14 protein-coding genes are annotated in these 17519 nt (G+C 66.7%); 7 read left to right on the forward strand and 7 right to left on the reverse strand.

What is annotated here, in order from left to right:
• Positions 1-28: 28 nt before the first annotated feature.
• The 5 genes from IB232_RS03640 (at position 29) to IB232_RS03660 (ending at position 6396) form a co-directional block, all read left to right on the forward strand.
• Positions 29-1768, forward strand: a complete 1740-nt coding sequence (locus IB232_RS03640) for a vWA domain-containing protein (RefSeq protein ID WP_192397185.1) — start codon at positions 29-31, stop codon at positions 1766-1768.
• A complete protein-coding gene (locus tag IB232_RS03645) occupies positions 1769-2353 on the forward strand; it encodes an RNA polymerase sigma factor (protein WP_318652227.1) in 585 nt (194 codons plus the stop codon). It abuts the gene before it with no gap.
• Positions 2350-3243 carry a hypothetical protein gene (locus tag IB232_RS03650; protein ID WP_192397186.1) on the forward strand — a complete coding sequence of 298 codons (894 nt, stop codon included), beginning with the start codon at positions 2350-2352 and terminating at the stop codon, positions 3241-3243. The genes IB232_RS03645 and IB232_RS03650 overlap by 4 nt, the downstream gene beginning before the upstream one ends.
• Before the next feature lie 54 nt (positions 3244-3297).
• A complete protein-coding gene (locus IB232_RS03655) occupies positions 3298-5769 on the forward strand; it encodes a hypothetical protein (RefSeq protein ID WP_192397187.1) in 2472 nt (823 codons plus the stop codon).
• A gap of 87 nt (positions 5770-5856) precedes the next feature.
• Positions 5857-6396, forward strand: a complete 540-nt coding sequence (locus tag IB232_RS03660) for a hypothetical protein (protein WP_225592085.1) — start codon at positions 5857-5859, stop codon at positions 6394-6396.
• Positions 6397-6434: 38 nt separating this feature from the next.
• Here IB232_RS03660 and IB232_RS03665 read toward each other — a convergent pair whose 3' ends face one another.
• The 7 genes from IB232_RS03665 to IB232_RS03695 all read right to left on the reverse strand — a co-directional run bounded on the left by IB232_RS03665 (position 6435) and on the right by IB232_RS03695 (position 15782).
• Positions 6435-7253, reverse strand: a complete 819-nt coding sequence (locus tag IB232_RS03665; protein WP_192397188.1) for an SDR family oxidoreductase — start codon at positions 7251-7253, stop codon at positions 6435-6437.
• A 38-nt stretch (positions 7254-7291) separates the two neighbouring features.
• Positions 7292-9280 carry a geranyl-CoA carboxylase subunit apha gene (atuF, locus tag IB232_RS03670; RefSeq protein WP_192397189.1) on the reverse strand — a complete coding sequence of 663 codons (1989 nt, stop codon included), beginning with the start codon at positions 9278-9280 and terminating at the stop codon, positions 7292-7294.
• Between the two features lie 138 nt (positions 9281-9418).
• Positions 9419-10216, reverse strand: a complete 798-nt coding sequence (atuE, locus tag IB232_RS03675) for an isohexenylglutaconyl-CoA hydratase (RefSeq protein WP_192397190.1) — start codon at positions 10214-10216, stop codon at positions 9419-9421.
• Between the two features lie 10 nt (positions 10217-10226).
• A complete protein-coding gene (gene atuD, locus IB232_RS03680; protein WP_192397191.1) occupies positions 10227-11387 on the reverse strand; it encodes a citronellyl-CoA dehydrogenase in 1161 nt (386 codons plus the stop codon).
• A 19-nt stretch (positions 11388-11406) separates the two neighbouring features.
• On the reverse strand, positions 11407-13023 hold the full coding sequence (atuC, locus tag IB232_RS03685) for a geranyl-CoA carboxylase subunit beta (protein ID WP_192397192.1): 1617 nt from the start codon (positions 13021-13023) through the stop codon (positions 11407-11409).
• A gap of 3 nt (positions 13024-13026) precedes the next feature.
• The gene (locus IB232_RS03690; RefSeq protein WP_192397193.1) at positions 13027-13896 is read right to left on the reverse strand and encodes an SDR family oxidoreductase; all 870 of its coding nucleotides are present in this window, start codon (positions 13894-13896) and stop codon (positions 13027-13029) included.
• Positions 13897-13994: 98 nt separating this feature from the next.
• Positions 13995-15782, reverse strand: coding sequence for an acyclic terpene utilization AtuA family protein (locus tag IB232_RS03695; protein ID WP_192397194.1), 1788 nt, complete (start codon positions 15780-15782; stop codon positions 13995-13997).
• A gap of 179 nt (positions 15783-15961) precedes the next feature.
• On the opposite strand from IB232_RS03695, the gene IB232_RS03700 reads away from it, so the two are divergent.
• A complete protein-coding gene (locus IB232_RS03700; protein ID WP_192397271.1) occupies positions 15962-16585 on the forward strand; it encodes a TetR/AcrR family transcriptional regulator in 624 nt (207 codons plus the stop codon).
• Between the two features lie 101 nt (positions 16586-16686).
• The gene (locus IB232_RS03705; protein WP_192397272.1) at positions 16687-17484 is read left to right on the forward strand and encodes a substrate-binding periplasmic protein; all 798 of its coding nucleotides are present in this window, start codon (positions 16687-16689) and stop codon (positions 17482-17484) included.
• Positions 17485-17519 lie beyond the last annotated feature (35 nt).

Raw genomic sequence — 17519 nt, forward strand, 5'->3', positions numbered from 1 at the left:
TGGACTTTTCGCCCGAGGAGAACCCGCCATGTCCAGCATCACCGTTTTGATCCGCCAACCCCTGCTCGCCGGCTTCGGCGCCACTCTGCTGCTGGGTCTGGCCGCCTGCAGCGCTTCCAAGGATGAGCCCGTCGCCAGCGTCGTGGTGCCGCCCAAGGCGGCCGAGTCCCGTGCCAAGCAGGAGGTGCTGCACGAAGAGGTGGATGCCAATGCCTCCTACGCCCCCCAGCCGTCGGTCGTGGCCGGCGCCATGGAAGCGCGCAAGGCCATGCCGCAGAGCATGCCGATGATCGCCCCGGCGCCGATGGCCGATAGCGCCGCCTTCGGCTACCAGGATGTCTACCGCGAGCAGTACCAGAAGATCGAGAGCAGCCCGGTGCAGGCCGTGGCCCAGCAGCCGGTGTCGACCTTCAGCATCGACGTGGACACCGGCGCCTACGCCAACGTGCGCCGTTTCCTCAACGACGGCAGCCTGCCGCCCAAGGATGCGGTGCGCCTGGAGGAGCTGGTCAACTACTTCCCCTACGCCTATCCCAAGCCCGAGGGCGACGTACCGTTCAGCGTCGCCACCGAGCTGGCGACCACGCCGTGGAACCCCGAAACCCGCCTGCTGCGCGTGGCGATCAAGGCCGCCGACCTGAGCGCCGCCGAGCTGCCACCGGCCAACCTGGTGTTCCTGGTCGACGTGTCCGGCTCCATGGACCGCCGCGAGGGCCTGCCGATGGTGCAGAGCACGCTCAAGCTGCTGGTCGACCAGCTGCGCCCGCAGGACCGCGTGGCCCTGGTCACCTACGCCGGCAGCTCGCAAGTGGTGCTGGAATCCACCGCCGGCAGCGAGAAGGCCAAGATTCGCACGGCCATCGACCAGCTCACCGCCGGCGGTTCTACCGCCGGCGAGTCGGGTATCCAGCTGGCCTATCAGGAAGCGCAGAAGGACATGCTCAAGGACGGCATCAACCGCATCCTGCTGGCCACCGATGGCGACTTCAACGTCGGCATCAGCGACTTCGAGACCCTCAAGCAACTGGCCGCCGACAAGCGCAAGACTGGCGTGTCGCTGACCACCCTCGGCTTCGGCACCGACAACTACAACGAGCAGCTGATGGAGCAGCTGGCCGACGCCGGCGACGGCAACTACGCCTACATCGACAACCTGCGTGAGGCGCGCAAGGTGCTGGTCGACCAGCTCAGCTCGACCCTGGCGGTGGTGGCCAAGGACGTGAAGATCCAGGTCGAGTTCAACCCGGCCGAAGTCAGCGAATACCGCCTGCTGGGCTACGAGAATCGCGCCCTGAAGCGCGAAGACTTCAGCAACGACAAGGTCGATGCCGGCGAGATCGGCGCCGGTCATACCGTTACCGCCCTTTACGAAGTGGTGCCGGTGGGCGCCAAGGGTTGGCTGGAGCCGCTGCGCTATGCCCAGGCCAAAGAGCAGGGCAAGGCCAGCGAAATCGCCTGGTTGCGTCTGCGCTACAAGGCGCCGGAGGGCGGTGCCAGCAAGCTGGTCGAGCGCCCGATCGGCAAGGGCGAGGCGACGCCGATCGCCAGCGCCAGCGAGGACCTGCGCTTCGCAGCCGCGGTAGCCGCCTTCGCCCAGCAGCTCAAGGATGCCAAGTACACCGGCAGCTTCGGCCTGGCCGACAGCGCCAAGCTGGCGCGTGGGGCCAAGGGCGAGGATCCGTTCGGCCTGCGTGGCGAGTTCGTGCAGCTGGTCGAATTGGCGCAGAGCCTGCAAACTCCGCAAAACGTTCAAGTCAGGGCCGACTAATTGAACCAACCACTGATGGACGATGACGCCGCGCTGTTACGGCGTTATCGCAATGGCGAGGCGGCGGCGTTCACGCAACTCTATGAGCGCCACCGACTCGGCCTGTTCCGCTTCCTCCTCGGTCTTTGTGGCGATCACGCATTGGCCGAAGAGGTGTTTCAGGACACCTGGATGAGTCTGATCCGCAGCGCCAGCGAACAACGCGAGGCGGTGCTGTTCAAGACCTGGCTGTACCAGATCGCGCGTAATCGCCTGATCGACCACTGGCGCAAGAGCGGGCGCCATCAGGGAAAGCTCGATGAGTACGACGAGGCGCAGCACGCCAGCGCCGACCCCAGGCCCGGCCCCGAGCAGCAGCTGCTGCTGAGCCGTGACCAGGAGCGCCTGCAGGCGGCGTTGGCCGACCTGCCCGAGGAGCAGCGCGAGGTTTTCCTGCTGCGCGCCCACGGCGACCTTGAACTTCACCAGATCGCCGAACTCACCCGTACTCCGGCGGAAACCGTGAAGAGCCGCCTGCGTTATGCGCTGAACAAGTTACGTCGGCTGCTGGCCGATCCGGCTTCGGCCGAGGAGGTATCCGCATGAGCCAACACGATCAAGATCTGCAGCAGGAACAGCAACTGCTGGAGCACTTTCGCGCGCACAGCCGGGGCGAGCCCTCCGCGGCCGTGGACGCCCTGATCCTCGCCGCCGCCCACAACGCGCTGGTTGACGCCCAGCCACGCCTCAACTGGTCGCAGCGCCTGCATACCTGGCTGTTCGGCGCCGGCAGCCGTACCCGTTGGTCCATGGCCGTGGCCGGCCTGGCGGTGTTCGGCATCGGCCTCAACCTGGCGCTGCATACCCGCGATCAGCTGCCACAGACCTACGACGCCCCGGCCCCAGCCTCGGCACCGGCGTTGCAGGAAATGGCGCCGGCACCGATAGCGGAGGCGCGCAAGCAGAGCGCCGAGCGCGAGTACAAGAAGGCCGAACAACCAGAACAGTCCGTGGCCGGCGCGCTGGATTCGGGCGCTTCCTTCTCGGTCTCGCCACCGGCCGCCGCCGCGCCGCGGCCGATGGTCCCCGCCAAACCATTGGCAGCGCCGCCGGTCGAAGCCATGGCCGACTCTGCCGCCGCCCCAGCCGAAGCGGATGCGGCGCGTGAGGAGGCCCGCTCTCAGGCAGCCGCTCAGGCGAAGGCTAAGGCAGCGGCGCAAGCAGCTAAGCAACGTTCGGAGATACAGGCAGGCAATGCGTTGCATGAGGAGCTAAGCGAGGATCAACTGGCCGAGACCCTGGGTCATTCCGATGTGCCCGAGGCCCCGCCCCTGGAGCTGCAACTGCACAATGTGCTGCGCATGCGTCAGGCCGGGCAGCACGCCGACGCCGATCGGCTGCTGGCCATGCTCAAGCAGCAGCATCCGCAGCGGGACCTGGACGCCGAGCTGAAGCGCCTGCAGGCCGAGCTGGAAAAGCCGGACAGTTCGCGCTAGCGGCGAACGCGTCCGGCTACACTGCGGCTCCCTTCATGCGCAAGGAGCCGCGCCGTGCATTCCGCCGATCCGAACCCGGAAGAGCCGCTTTCCCGCCTGCTGCTCAAGCTGGTCTGGGAGCTGTTCAAGCTGGTCGCGCCCATCGTGGTGCTGACCTTGCTTCACCCCTTGCTGGCTCTGGGGCTGGTGCTGCTGGCCGCGCTGCTCGCCTGGGGTGCGGTGCGTCTCGCCTGGCTGAGTCTGGCGCGCCTGTGCAACGGGCTGGTGACCGCCGGCGCCATTGGCTTCGGTTTCTCCATCATCCACTGGGCGCCGACCTGGTGGGGCATCCCTGCGGGCATCCTCCTTCTATTTACCGGCCTGGGCCTGGCGGCGGCGCTGGAGAGGCGCCTGGGCCTGGCCAGGGTCAAGCCGCAGCCAACCGAGGCAGCGGCGGAGAGTGGAATCAGCGCCTGGGGCGGTGACGACCTGCTGACCCCGGAGGGCGAAGTGGTCCGCACCTTCGCCTGGGGCGAGATCGCCATGGGCGGGCCGACCTACGGCAACTACCTGTTCCCCGATGGCGTGCTGCTGGAAGGCATCGGCGCCTCGACGCGCTTTTCCAGCAGCGGTCGCTATTTCGCCGCGCCGCTGCCCAGCCGTGACACCTGGGGCTTGCTGATACTCGACCGCCAGGAGCGACGGGTGTACCGCAGCGCCGAAGTTGGCGAATTCTGGGAGCTCGACGAGTTCAGCGACGAGGCCATCAGTGGTCGACACAGCCCGCTGGTGGGCAACCAGAGCTATTGCATGGCGCTGGTCGACCTGCTGCGCCAGAGCGAGGCCGTCGACCTGGTCGCGGTGGCCGATCTGTGGCTGGAGCCGGGCTGGTCGTTGCCGCAGGCCGACAAGGATTTTCCCGCACCTGCCGGGGATCATCGCCTGCGCGGCATCGCCCATCTACCGGAGCGCTTGCGCGAGCTGGACGATCCGCTGGACCCGCTGCGCTACCCGAGCCTGCGTCTGGAGATCGATGGCCAGCCCAGCGACCTGCTGATCGCCGCCGAGGCGGCGCCGGTGTGGCGTGCCGATGGCCAGGCGCTGGTGTGCCATGCCGCCGCGCTGCAGTCGACGCCGCATTGGCCGCGACCGCTCTGGCTGTGGCAGGCCGGAGAGGGCTGGCGGCAGCTGCCCGAACCCTGGGTCGCCGCGGACGACGAGCCCGGCCTGTCCTGGGAAGGGCCGCGTGAGTTGGACGAACGGACGCTGACGCTGTCCGGGCGAATGAACACGCCACAGCTCGACCATCTGCGCTTCGGCTATGCACTACATGACTACTACAGCGATGTGGAAACCTGCATCGGCCACGATGCCGAGGGCCGCATCCTGGCGGGCGAGCAGTGCGGTGCTGGTTTGGCCCGCATGTTGCCTCTGATGGGCGAGGGGCGGCGTGGCGAAGGCGCCATACTGGGCGAGCCCTTGCTCGGTGGCGAACCCCCACGTTTCGAATGGCTGCGCGACAGCTCCGACGGACGTGTGGGGACATACGCCTGTCGTATCGGTGACTGGGTGCTGGAAGGCCAGTGGCTGCTCGATCACCGAGTCTCCGACTGTGGTCGCTACCTGGCCCTGGTGGCTTTCGCCGAGGCGCCTGCCGTGCCACACCGCGTCTGTGTGGTGGATGTGCAGCGGCGTCGCCTGCTGGAATTCGCCGGGCGACCGCTGGTGGCGCGCCTGCTGGATTTTCGCGCTGGCGTCCTCAGCTTGGCCCAGGTGCGCGGCCGCCTCGCTCGCGACGAGGACGACACACCGCTGCGCCGCTTCGACCGAGCCGCGCCAGCGGCGCTGCGAGCGGCGCGCTTTGTCGAGCGGGAGGAGGACTCGCGCCTCTACTACCAGCGCCTGGAGCTGCGTGTTGGCCAGGAGGCGCTGGCGGCCCTGCCGAGCTGGCGTGTGGTCGAGCGCCCGCAGGTGGCCAATGCCGACGGCGATTTCGTGCTGCCGGCGCCGGGAGGCGGTGATGCGGCCTGGCTGTTCGGTGCCCAGAGCGAGTATCGCGACCATTACCTGCGCGAGCGCCATCCGCGCGGTGGCGGTTGTCTGCTCACCGCTTCGGGGTTGGCGGTGGCCGATCTGGGGCCGTCGCTGATCTGGTCCGATGATGGCCGTTACCTGGCGCTGACCCGGCATATCCCGCGCATGCAGCTGGCGGAGCGGGTCGACACCGACCAATGGCAGCTGTTGTTGCTCGATATCCAGGAGCGCAACCTGCGCAGCACCGGCAGCCATATCGGCTGCATGCCGCAGTTCCTGCATTTCACGAACGGGGTGATCGAATGGCGGGTGCTGCCGAGCGACTGGGAGCACGAGGATTCGGCCGCCGAATGGCAGTTGCGCAGTCTGCAGCTGAGCGAGCTGTTGCCGCTGTGTGGGACGCACCTGCAGGCGCGCGGTGCGCTCTGGCTGCCGCCCGAGGAGCTGGTTCGCGCCGGCCAGTGGCAGGGGCTGGATGCCGCTGCGCTGCAGGCCTGGCGCAACATCGGGTAAATCCTTTGGCTTGCCATATTCGAAGTCAGGGGCGAGCATTGAGGCATCAGTTTGCGAAACCTGCCTGCCATGAAATTCATTCGAGTGATGGCGCTGCCGCTGGTTTTGGGCCTGCTGGCTGCCTGCGACGAAGCGCCCAAGCCACCGAGCCCGGTGCCGGAGCCGCACAAGACCGAATCGGCTACTGCCAAGGCACAGCCCGCGGAGCCCGCCGATCCTGCGCCTGTGGTCAGCAACAAGCTGGTGCCCGAGAAACTTTCCGTAGTCGCACCCCAGCCGCAGTCGGAATCTGCCGAGGCGGAGGTGCGGGCGGCTCCACCGGATAAGGCCCCAGCTGTTGCCCGGGTCATCCCCAAGGCCGCCGAAAAGACCGCTGCCAAGTCGCCGAAGCCGGAGCCACTGCCGGAAAAGCTCGATCTGCGCCTGCCAAAAGAATTGGTCGAGACCCTGGAGCCCGCCCCCCAAGGGCAACAGCCGGAGCAGGGCTTGTTGCCGCCGCTGTTTGTCGAGAAACAGAATGAGCCGGGGCCCTATCAGATCAATGGCCGGCTGATTACCAACGACCGCGAACACGACTACCTGGACTCGGTAGAGGGCGCGGAACTGCAGATCGAATTCCGCAGATAGCCCAAAGCGCCGCCAGATCGGGCGGCGTGGGGACTTCGTCAGTCGACGAACAGATCGGTCATCAGCTTGCCAGCTGGGTCGTAGCGGTACTGCTCGAAGTCGCTCTGGCCTTGTTCACGCAGGATCTCCTCATCGATCAGCAGGCGACCGCTGATCGTGCGCTCGCTGCTGGCGAGGATGGCGCAGGCGGCGTCGGCCATGATCGCTGGCAGACGCGCGGCCTTCATCACTGCCGGGCCGCCGGCCTCGAATTCGATGGCGGCGGTGGCGATCACCGTTTTCGGCCACAGCGAGTTGACGCTGATGCCGTACTTCCTGAATTCCTCGTGCATCCCTAAGGTCAGCATGCTCATGCCGTACTTGGTGGTGGTGTAGGGGCCGTAGCTGGCGAACCACTTGGGGTTGAGGTTGAGCGGTGGCGACAGGCTGAGGATGTGGCCCTTGCTCTGTTTCAGGTAAGGCAGCGCGGCCTGGCTGCAGACCATCACCGCGCGGCTGTTGATCTGGTACATCAGGTCGAAGCGCTTGGGTTCCAGGTGTTCGACCCCCTTGAGGCGGATGGCGCCCGCGTTGTTGATCAGCGCATCGATGCCGCCGAAGTGTGCGGCGGCCTGAGCCATGGCGGCTTTCACGGCTTCTTCGTCACGTACGTCCAGTTGCAGGGCCAGGGCCTTGCCGCCGGCGGCCTCGACTTCGGCGGCCACTGAATGGATGGTGCCCGGCAGCTTGGCGTGGGCTTCGGCGCTCTTGGCGGCGATGACGATATTGGCGCCTTGGGCGGCTGCCTTGAGGGCGATCTCGCGGCCGATGCCACGGCTGGCACCGGTGATGAACAGGGTCTTTCCTTGCAGTGACATGGGTGTTGCTCCCGTTTCTTGTTCGTTCGGCTGGTGACTCAGGCTTCTTCGGCGGCGACTTCCACCAGCAGCTGGCGGCTTTTCACCTGGTCGCCCTGGCTGACCTGCACGCGACGGATCACGCCATCCATGCCGGCCTTGAGCGGGTGCTCCATTTTCATCGCCTCCAGTACCAGCAGCAGTTGGCCCTTGCTCACCTGCTGCCCCTCGCTGACCAGCACGTCGACGATGGCGCCGTCCATCGGCGCCTTCACCGTGCCGGAGGCCGCGCCTTCGGCGCCGCTGGCCGGCTCGTGGGTGACGTCGATGAGCTCCAGGTTGCCGCCGTTGCCGTACAGCCAGACGTGCTCGCCATCCTGGTGATAGGCCAGGCGGCGGCGTACGCCGTCCAGCTCAAGGGTGGCCCAGCGGCCGTCGCTGGCCAGCAGGCGCAGCTCGACGGTCTGTTCGCCGACCTGCGCGCGCAACTGCGGCTGCTCGCCGGTCTGCAGCACCTGCAGCTCCACCACATGTTTCTGTTCACCCTGCTTGAGAACGAAGCGCCAGGGCGCGCCGCCGCTGTTGCGCCAACCGGAGAGGCCCGGCTGGTGCGCGCGGGCGCTCGCTGACGCCTGGTAGAGCAGGGCGGCGACAGAGGCCAGCTCGCTGGCAGCCGGCGCTTGTGGCGCCAGGCTCGGGTCACTGGCGAAGTGCTCGCCGATAAAGGCGGTGGTGGCGTTGCCAGCGGCGAACTCGGGGTGTGCCAGCAGGTTGGCGAGGAAGCGCTGGTTGCCGTTGACGCCGAGCAGCACGCAGTCCTCCACGGCGCGTACCAGCTTGCGCCGGGCCTCGTCGCGGGTGGCGCCGTAGGCGATGACCTTGGCCAGCATCGGGTCGTAGAACGGGGTCACGGCCTGGCCTTCGACCAGACCGTGGTCGATGCGCACGCCATCGCGCAGCGCCGGTTCCCAGCGCAGTACCTGGCCGGTCTGCGGCAGGAAGTTGTGCGTTGCATCCTCGGCGTACAGGCGCACTTCCATGGCGTGGCCGCTGAGGCGGATTTCATCCTGCTTGAGCGGCAGTGGTTGGCCTTCGGCCGCGCGAATCTGCCAGGCGACCAGGTCTTGCCCTGTGATCAGTTCGGTGACCGGGTGCTCGACCTGCAGGCGGGTATTCATTTCCAGGAAGTAGAAGGCGCCGCTGCTATCCAGCAGGAATTCCACGGTACCGGCGCCGACGTAATTCACCGACGCAGCAGCCTTCACCGCCGCCTCGCCCATGGCCTGGCGCAGCTCGGGCGTCATCACCGGGCAGGGCGCTTCCTCGACCACTTTCTGGTGGCGACGCTGCACCGAGCAGTCGCGCTCGCCGAGGTAGACGATATTGCCGTGCTGGTCGCCGAATACCTGGATTTCCACGTGGCGCGGCTGGATCACCGCGCGCTCGAGAATCAGCTCGCCGGAGCCGAAGGCGTTCTGCGCCTCCGAACGGGCGGTACGGATCTGTGCCGCCAGCTCGGACGATTCATGTACCAGGCGCATACCGCGGCCACCGCCGCCGGCGCTGGCCTTGATCATCAGCGGGTAGCCGATGCGCTCGGCCTCGCGGGCCAGGGTTTCGTCGTCCTGGGCGGCGCCTTCGTAGCCGGGAATGCACGGCACGCCGGCTTCGAGCATGGCGATCTTCGACAGGCGCTTGCTGCCCATCAGGTGGATGGCTTCCACGGTCGGACCGATGAAGACGATGCCGGCCGCCTCGCAGGCGCGGGCGAAGTCGGCGTTCTCGGAAAGGAAGCCGTAGCCGGGGTGGATCGCGTCGGCACCGGTCTTGCGCGCCGCGGCGATGATGTTGTCGATCACCAGGTACGACTGGTTGACCTGGGCCGGGCCGATGCACACGGCCTCGTCGGCCAATTGCACATGGCGCGCGCCTGCATCGGCCTCGGAGTACACCGCTACGGTGCGGTAGCCGAGGTCCTGGGCGGTGCGCATCACCCGGCAGGCGATCTCGCCGCGGTTGGCGATCAGAATCTTGTTGAATGCAGCCATGTTGTTTTTCTACTCCTGCCGTGCAAACCGCTTCGGTCTGTGTAGGGTGGATGGCCACCCCGTGGATCGCGCTTTATCGAGCCACCGGGCGGTGTTCTTGGTGGGTGTAGAAAGCGACATCCACCCTACGAGCTGTTGTTATTGAGCCCAAGAGGGCTTGCGCTTCTGCACGAAGGCCATGGTGCCTTCCACGCCTTCTCCGCTTACTACCGCCTCGGCGAACTGGCCGGCGGCGTGGTCGAGCAGGTTGCCGAGGTGTTCCGTCTCGGTGGCCAGCAGCAATGCCTTGGTCGCCGCGTTGGCGCCGGGGGCGCACTGGCGGATCTGCTGCAGGCATTCGGCGAGGCGGTCGACCACGGCCTGGTCGTCGGCTTCGCTGAAGTGCACCAGGCCCAGGCGCAGGGCCTCGGCACCGTCGAAACGGGCGGCGGTGAGGGCCAGGCGGCGGGCCTGGGTCAGGCCGATGCGCTTGACCACGAACGGCGCGATCTGCGCAGGGAGAATCCCCAGGCTGGTTTCCGGCAGGCCGAACTTGGCGCCCTGGTGGGCGATGGCGATATCGGACACACAGGCCAGGCCGAAGCCGCCGCCGAGCACCGCGCCTTCCAGTACGGCGACCAGTACCTGCGGCGCGGCCTGGGCCTCTTCCAGCAGGCTGCCGAAGGCGCGGTTCAGCTCGCGGTAGGCATCGCCCCCCTTGGCCCGCGCACCGGCCATGTCCTTGATATCGCCGCCGGCGCAGAAGTGGCCGTCGGCGCCGCGCAGCACCAGGGCGCGCACGGCCTGGTCGCCACGCACCGCGCGCAGCACGGCGCGCAGTTCCTCGACCATCGCCAGGCTCATGGCGTTGCGGCTGTCCGGGCGGTTGAGGGTGACGTAGAGCACGCCCTCGACCTGTTCCAGCAGCAAGGTTTGGCAGTTCGGCAGTTCGGCCATGGTCGCGCCCTCAGCCTTTCTTTTTGCCGGGCAGAATGCCCATCAGCTTGCAGATGATGCCGAGCATGATTTCGTCGGCGCCGCCGCCGATGCTCACCAGGCGCACATCGCGGTAGGCGCGCGATACCGGGTTGTCCCACATGAAGCCCATGCCGCCCCAGTACTGCAGGCAGCTGTCGGTGACTTCGCGGCCCAGGCGCCCGGCCTTGAGCTTGGCCATGGAGGCCAGCTTGGTCACGTCGCGGCCTTTCACATACAGCTCGGTGGCGTGGTAGACGAGGGCGCGCAGTGCTTCGATCTCGCTCTGCAGCTCGGCCATGCGGAAGTGGATGATCTGGTTGTCGATCAGCGGCTGGCCGAAGGTGTGGCGCTGCTTGCAGTACTCGATGGTGCTGTCCACGCAGTACTCCAGGCCCTTGATCATGTTGGCCGCGCCGAACATGCGCTCTTCCTGGAACTGCAGCATCTGCATCATGAAGCCGGCGCCCTCGGCGCCGATGCGGTTGCGCTGCGGCACACGCACGTTGTCGAAGAACACCTGGGCGGTCTCCGAGCTGCGCATGCCGAGCTTGTCCAGGTGCGGGCTGAGGGTGATGCCCGGGGTGTTCATCGGCACCACGATCAGCGACTTGTTGACATGGGGCTTGTCGTCGCTGGTGTTGGCCAGCAGGCAGATAAAGTCGGCACTCGGAGAGTTCGTAATCCACATCTTGCTGCCGTTGATCACGTAGTCGTCGCCGTCCTTGCGCGCGCTGGTCTTCAGCCCGGCCACGTCGGAACCGGCGCCGACTTCGGACACGCCGATGCAGCCGACCATGTCGCCGGCGATGGCGGGGCGCAGGAATTCCTCGCGCAGCTCATCGGAACCGAAGCGCGCCAGGGCCGGGGTGCACATGTCGGTCTGCACGCCGATGGCCATGGGGATGCCGCCACAGTGGATGGTGCCGAACTCTTCGGCGGCGACCACCGAGTAGCTGTAGTCGAGGCCCATGCCGCCGAATTTCTCCGGCTTGGAGATGCCCAGCAGACCTAGGTCGCCGGCCTTCTTGAAGATCTCGTGCATGGGGAACTTGCCGGCCTTTTCCCACTCGTCCACGTGCGGGTTGATCTCGTGCTCGACGAAGTTGCGCACGGTACGGCGGAGTTCTTCGTGTTCCTGGGTAAAGATCATTGTTGTTATCTCCCTAGAGTTACAGGCGGGCGACGCCGAAAGTGTTGGTCTTGAGCGGACGGAGGCTGGCCTCCGCGCAGATGTCGAGAAGCAGGCCGAGCAGGGCGCGGGTGTCACGTGGGTCGATCAGGCCGTCGTCCCACAGGCTGGCGGTGCCGTAGAGCGCGGTGGACTGGCTGTCGAGCTTCTGTGCGGTGGCCATTTCCAGCATGTCGAGCATCTTCGGGTCGGCCTCCTTGCCTTCCTTGCGGTGCTTGTCCTCGGTGACGATGCGCAGCACCTTGCCGGCCTGGGCACCGCCCATCACGGCGGTCTTGCTGTTGGGCCAGGCGAAGATAAAGCGCGGATCGAGGCCGCGGCCGCACATGGCGTAGTTGCCGGCGCCGTAGGAGCCGCCGACGACGATGGTCAGCTTCGGCACGGTGGCGTTGGCCACGGCCTGGATCATCTTCGAGCCGTGCTTGATCACGCCGAGCTGCTCGGACTCCGTGCCGACCATGAAGCCGGTGGTGTTGTGGAAGAACAGGATCGGTGTGTTGCTCTGCTCGCACAGCTGGATGAACTGGGCGGCTTTCGCTGCTCCGCGCGGGGTGATCGGGCCGTTGTTGCCGATCAGACCGCAGGGCTGGCCTTCGATCTGCAGATGGCCGCAGACGGTCTGGCTGTCGAACTCGTTCTTGAAGTCGAGGAATTCCGAACCGTCGGCGATGCGCGCGATGATCTCGCGCACGTCGTAGGGCTTCTTGGCATCCGCCGGGACCACGCCGAGCAGTTCGTGTGCCGGGTACAGCGGCTCCTTGTAAGCGCGCTGCGGGCGCACCGGTAGCTGCGCGTTCCACGGCAGCATGCCGACGATCTCACGGGCCAGGCGCACGCCGTCGGCGTCGTTCTCGGCCAGGTACTCGGCGGTGCCGGCGACCTGGGCGTGCATCTCGGCGCCGCCCAGTTCCTCATCGGTGGCGATCTCGCCGGTGGCGGCCTTGAGCAGGGGCGGGCCGGCGAGGAACATCTTGGCCTTGCCGCGCACCACCACCACATAGTCGGACAGACCCGGCTGGTAGGCGCCGCCGGCGGTGCTGGAGCCGTGCACCACGGTGATCTGGGGAATGCCGGCAGCGGACATGCGTGCCTGGTTGGCGAAGGCGCGTGCGCCCTCGACGAAGATGTCGGCGGCGTAGGTCAGGTTGGCGCCGCCGCTCTCGGCCAGGGTGACGATGGGCAGCTTGTTCTCGCTGGCCACCTGCTGCAGGCGCAGGGACTTGCGCAGGCCGGTGGGGGAGATGGTGCCGCCCTTGATCGCGCTGTTGTTGGCGATCACCAGGCAGCGCACGCCAGCCACATAGCCGATGCCGGCGATGATGCCGCCGCCGGCCTGGGTGCCGTCCTTGTCGTCGTGCAGCTTGTAGCCGGCCAGGGAGCAGAGTTCGAGGAACGGGCTGCCGGGGTCGAGCAACAGGTTGAGGCGCTCGCGCGGCAGCAGCTGGCCGCGCTTCTCGAACTTGGCCTTGGCTTCGGCTGCCTTGTCGAGGACCTTCTGTTCCACCTCGCGGAAGCTGGCGATAGCGGCCAGCATGGCCTCGCGGTTCTGCGCGAAGCTGTCGCCGTGGACGTCGAGTTCGGACTGAATGACGGGCATGGGTTACTCCTGATCCTTCAGTACATCGGGCATATAGGCCCGGTGGAAGCCATTGTAGGACTCGCTGTGCTTCGCCTTGGCCAGACTCCAGGCGCGGGTGCCCTGGCTCGCGGCGCCGTCGATGCGAATGGTGTTGCCGCTGATGAAGTTGGCGCCCGGGGAGAGCAGGAAGACGATGGCCGCGGCCACTTCCGACTCGGTGCCGATGCGCTGCAGCGGCACGTGGTCCTTGAGCGAGCGGATCAGGTTCTTCATCGACTCGGGGTAGGTGTCCATGCCGCTGGAGGCGATCCAGCCCGGCGCCACGGCGTTGACCCGCACGTTGCAGTGGCCCCACTCGAAGGCGGCGGTCTTGGTGAAGTTCTCCATGCCGGCGCGGGCGGCGCCGGAGTGGCCCATGCCGGGCATGCCGCCCCACATGTCGGCGAGCATGTTGACGATGCTGCCGCCGTGCTTGCACATGCTCTGGGTGAAGACTTCCTTGGCCACCAGGAAACCGCCCACCAGGTTGGTGCGCACCACTGTCTCGAAGCCTTTCTGGTTGATGCCGATCAGCGGGGCGGGGAACTGGCCGCCGGCGTTGTTGACCAGGTGGTGGATCGGCCCGCGCTCGGCGATCACCGCTTTGACCATGGCCTTGACCGCTTCTTCCTCGCGGATATCGCAGACCGCGAAGCTGGCGCTGCCGCCGTCCTCGGCGATCTCCCCGCGGGTGGCTTCCAGTTTCTCCGGCTTGCGCCCGACCAGCACCACATGGGCGCCAAGGGCGGCCAGCTCGTGGGCCACGCAGCGGCCGATGCCGCTGCCACCGCCGGTGACCAGGATGGTCTGGCCGGCGAACAGGCCGGGTTTGAAGACTGAGTCGTATGCCATTGTTGTTATCGTCCTCGTCGTAGGGTGGACAACCGCGAAGAGTTGTCCACCGAGAGCTGGTGGATGGGTGAAGCGTCAGCTACGCGCCCCGATCCACCCTACAAAGTTTCTGCCAGTGCACGTGGCACCGGCACCGGAAACTCCAGCAACTGCTGAGCGAAAGCCTTCCCCTGCGGGTCGATGCGCAGGCTGGCCACGCCGCCGCCGCCCAAGGCGTTCTCCAGCAGGAAGTTGAGGCTGTGGCTGCCGGGCAGGTACCAGCGCTCGACGCGGCCGATCTGCGGGTCGAGCACATGGCTCATCCAGTCCACCACCGCTTCCTTGCCCAGCGCCTCGGCGATCCAGGGCAGGTACTCGGGCTTGCGCGCCATCACGCCGATATTGCTGTGATTGCCCTTGTCGCCGGAGCGGGCCACGGCCAGCTTGATCAGCGGCACGCTGGCGTCGGCCTCACCGCTGGGCGAGGGCGTATCAGCTTCGACGGCAATGTTGGCCGGGTCGAAGGTGTCAAGCTGGGGCAGGGCGACCGCGCTGCGCTCGCCGTTGATCTCGACGGCCAGCTCGCAGGCGGCCTTGTCGACCAGGAAGCTGAACAGGCGGATCACCGGGTACACGGTGGGGCGGCCGCCGACGATGCCGGTCAGGCCCGGCGCCATGCCGGTGGCGGCCTGGGCGATCTCGCGGGAGAATAGGATCAGCGCCTCCTTCTTGGCATGACGCACGCCGAGCTTGATCACCACCTCGCGGGTGTCCTGCCTTTGCCCACGAGGTCCGTAAGTGGCCTCGGCACCGAGCAGCTCGATATTCACTTCGCGGTAGGGACCCCAGCCGCGCTCGGCGAAGATTTCCTCGGTCTTGCGGATGATTGCCTGGCTCACGCGCTCGGCCTTGGCCACGGCGTCGATGCCGGCGATCAGGCAGCTGGCGGTGCAACGGAAGCCGTCCGGGTGGGTGGCGCTGACCTTGTACTGATCGGTGGGTGCCAGGCCGCGGGCACCTCGCAGTTCGACGCGGTTGGCGCCGACCTGCTTGAGTTCGACCTCGGTGAAATCGCAGATCACGTCCGGCAGCAGGTAGGCGCGCGGATCGCCGATCTCGTAGAGCATCTGTTCGCCCACCGACAGCACGCTGACCAGGCCACCGCTGCCTTCGGGCTTGGTCACCACGAAGCTGGCATCGTCGCGGACCTCGATGACCGGGAAGCCGATGTGCTCGTAGTCCGGCACGTCGCGCCAGTCGGTGAAGTTTCCGCCGGTGCACTGGGCGCCGCATTCGATGATGTGGCCGGCCAGGGCGGCCTGGGCCAGCTTGTCGTAGTCGTTCCAGGCCCAGCCGAACTCATGCACCAGGGCGGCGCTGACCACGGCGCTGTCGACCACGCGGCCGGTGATGACGATATCGGCGCCGGCTTGCAGCGCGGCGACTATGCCCGGTGCGCCGAGATAGGCGTTGACCGATACGCACATGGGCGGCAGCGGGGCGCCGCTGAACATCTCCACGGTGCCGGCCTTGGCCAGTTCGCCGAGCTTGGGCTGCAGGTTGTCGCCATGCAGCACGGCGATCTTCAGCTGCACGCCGGCCTTGTCGCAGGCGGCGGCCAGGGCCGCGGCGCAGGCGGCCGGGTTGACCCCGCCAGCGTTGCTCACCACGCGAATCTTCTTCTGCGCGATCTCGCCCAGCAGCGGGGCGAGCACTTCGACGAAGTCGGTGGCGTAGCCTTCGTCCGGCTTCTTCATGCGCGCGCCGGCCATGATCGACATGGTGATCTCGGCCAGGTAGTCGAATACCAGGTAATCCAGTTCGGTGCCGCGTACCAGCTGGGCGGCGGCGGTGGAGGTGTCACCCCAGAACGCGGAGGCGCAACCGATGCGGATGGTCTTGCTCATGACGAAGCTCTCGCGGCAGCGAAAAAGATGGGATGAACACTACCAAGCAAGCGCTTGGTTGAAAAGTCTTTTGGCAACTTTTATCCGAGCGCTTGCTTGGTCACCTGGCAGGCCCTAAATTCGCCAGCTTGCGTACAATGCGCGACGTAGTTGAGTTTCCACGTGGGGATGCAATGAGTCTGGACGAACAGAAAGCCCGAAAAGTGATGCAGGAGCTGGTGGCCCGCGCCGAGCTGACCGACCCGGAAAGCGCCCGCGGCAAGCTGCTGCAGACCGCCGCCCACCTGTTTCGCAGCAAGGGCTACGAGCGCACCACGGTGCGCGATCTGGCGGGGGCCGTGGGCATCCAGTCCGGCAGCATCTTCCACCACTTCAAGAGCAAGGACGAGATTCTCCGCGCCGTGATGGAGGAGACCATCGTCTACAACACCGCGCTGATGCGCGCCGCATTGGCGGAATCCTCGGATATCCGTGAGCGGGTGCTGGGCCTGATTCGCTGCGAACTGCAGTCGATCATGGGCGGCACCGGCGAGGCCATGGGCGTGCTGGTCTACGAATGGCGCTCGCTGTCCGACGAGAGCCAGGCCTATATCCTCAGCCTGCGCGATACCTACGAGCAGATCTGGCTCGACGTGCTCAGCGATGCCCGCGATGCCGGTTACTTCAATGCCGATCCCTTCGTGCTGCGCCGCTTTCTCACCGGTGCGCTGAGCTGGACCACCACCTGGTTCCGCCCGGACGGCAAGATCACCCTCGACCAGCTGGCCGAAGAAGCGCTGGCCCTGGTCTTCAAGAAAAGCTGACTAATAGGCTAAGCTGCTAGCAGCACTGGCCCATGGCCAGCCGCGGCTACAGGGACGAGCCGGACACCTGGCCTTCCCCCTTCGAGGTAACCGCGTTGCCAGTGCTTCTCCGCTTGCTGTTGATCACTCTGGTCTTCTGTGCACTCCCGGCAGGCGCCGAGCAGCGCGTGCGTGTCGGTGCGTATCATTTCCCGCCCTATATCGTGAAACCGGAGAGCGCCGCGCCCGAGGGCCTGGTGCCCGAGCTGCTGGCGGCACTGAATGGCGCGCAGAGTGACTACCGCTTCGACCTGGTGCCGACTTCGGTGACCCGCCGCTATCGCGACCTGATTCAGGCTCGCTACGACCTGATCCTGTTCGAGTCTCCGGACTGGGGTTGGCAGGACATTCCCCTGGACAAGCTCGATCTGCAGATCGCCGATGCCGAGGTCTACGTGGCGCGCAACCAGCACGGCCGCGACCAGCGTTTCTTCGACCGCCTGGGCGACAAGCGCATGGCGCTGTACAACGGCTATCACTACGGTTTCGCCGGCTACAACGCCGATCAGGACTACCTGACCCGCCAGTTCAATGCGGTGCTCACCTATTCCCACGACAGCAACCTGCTGATGCTGCTGCATGATCGGGTGGATATCAGCGTGGTGACCCGTTCCTACCTGCGCATCTTCCAGCGCGAGCACCCGCAGGAAGGCAGGCAGTTGCTGGTGTCCGAGCGCACCGATCAGGTCTACCACCACCATGCCCTGCTGCGTCCCCAGGGGCCCATCGACGGGGCGCGCCTGGACGGCCTGCTCGGCCAGTTGCAGCGCAGCGGCAAGCTCGGCGAGCTGCTGCAGCGCTATCAGGTGACGGCAGCGGCAGAGGCTGGCAGCGAGCGCGCCGACCCCATGCCCCGCTGAGCCTGCGGGCCGCGGATTTTTCTCCATTTACGCCG

Source organism: Pseudomonas sp. PDM15 (genome assembly GCF_014851565.1).
In the GTDB taxonomy this organism is placed as follows: Bacteria; Pseudomonadota; Gammaproteobacteria; order Pseudomonadales; family Pseudomonadaceae; genus Aquipseudomonas.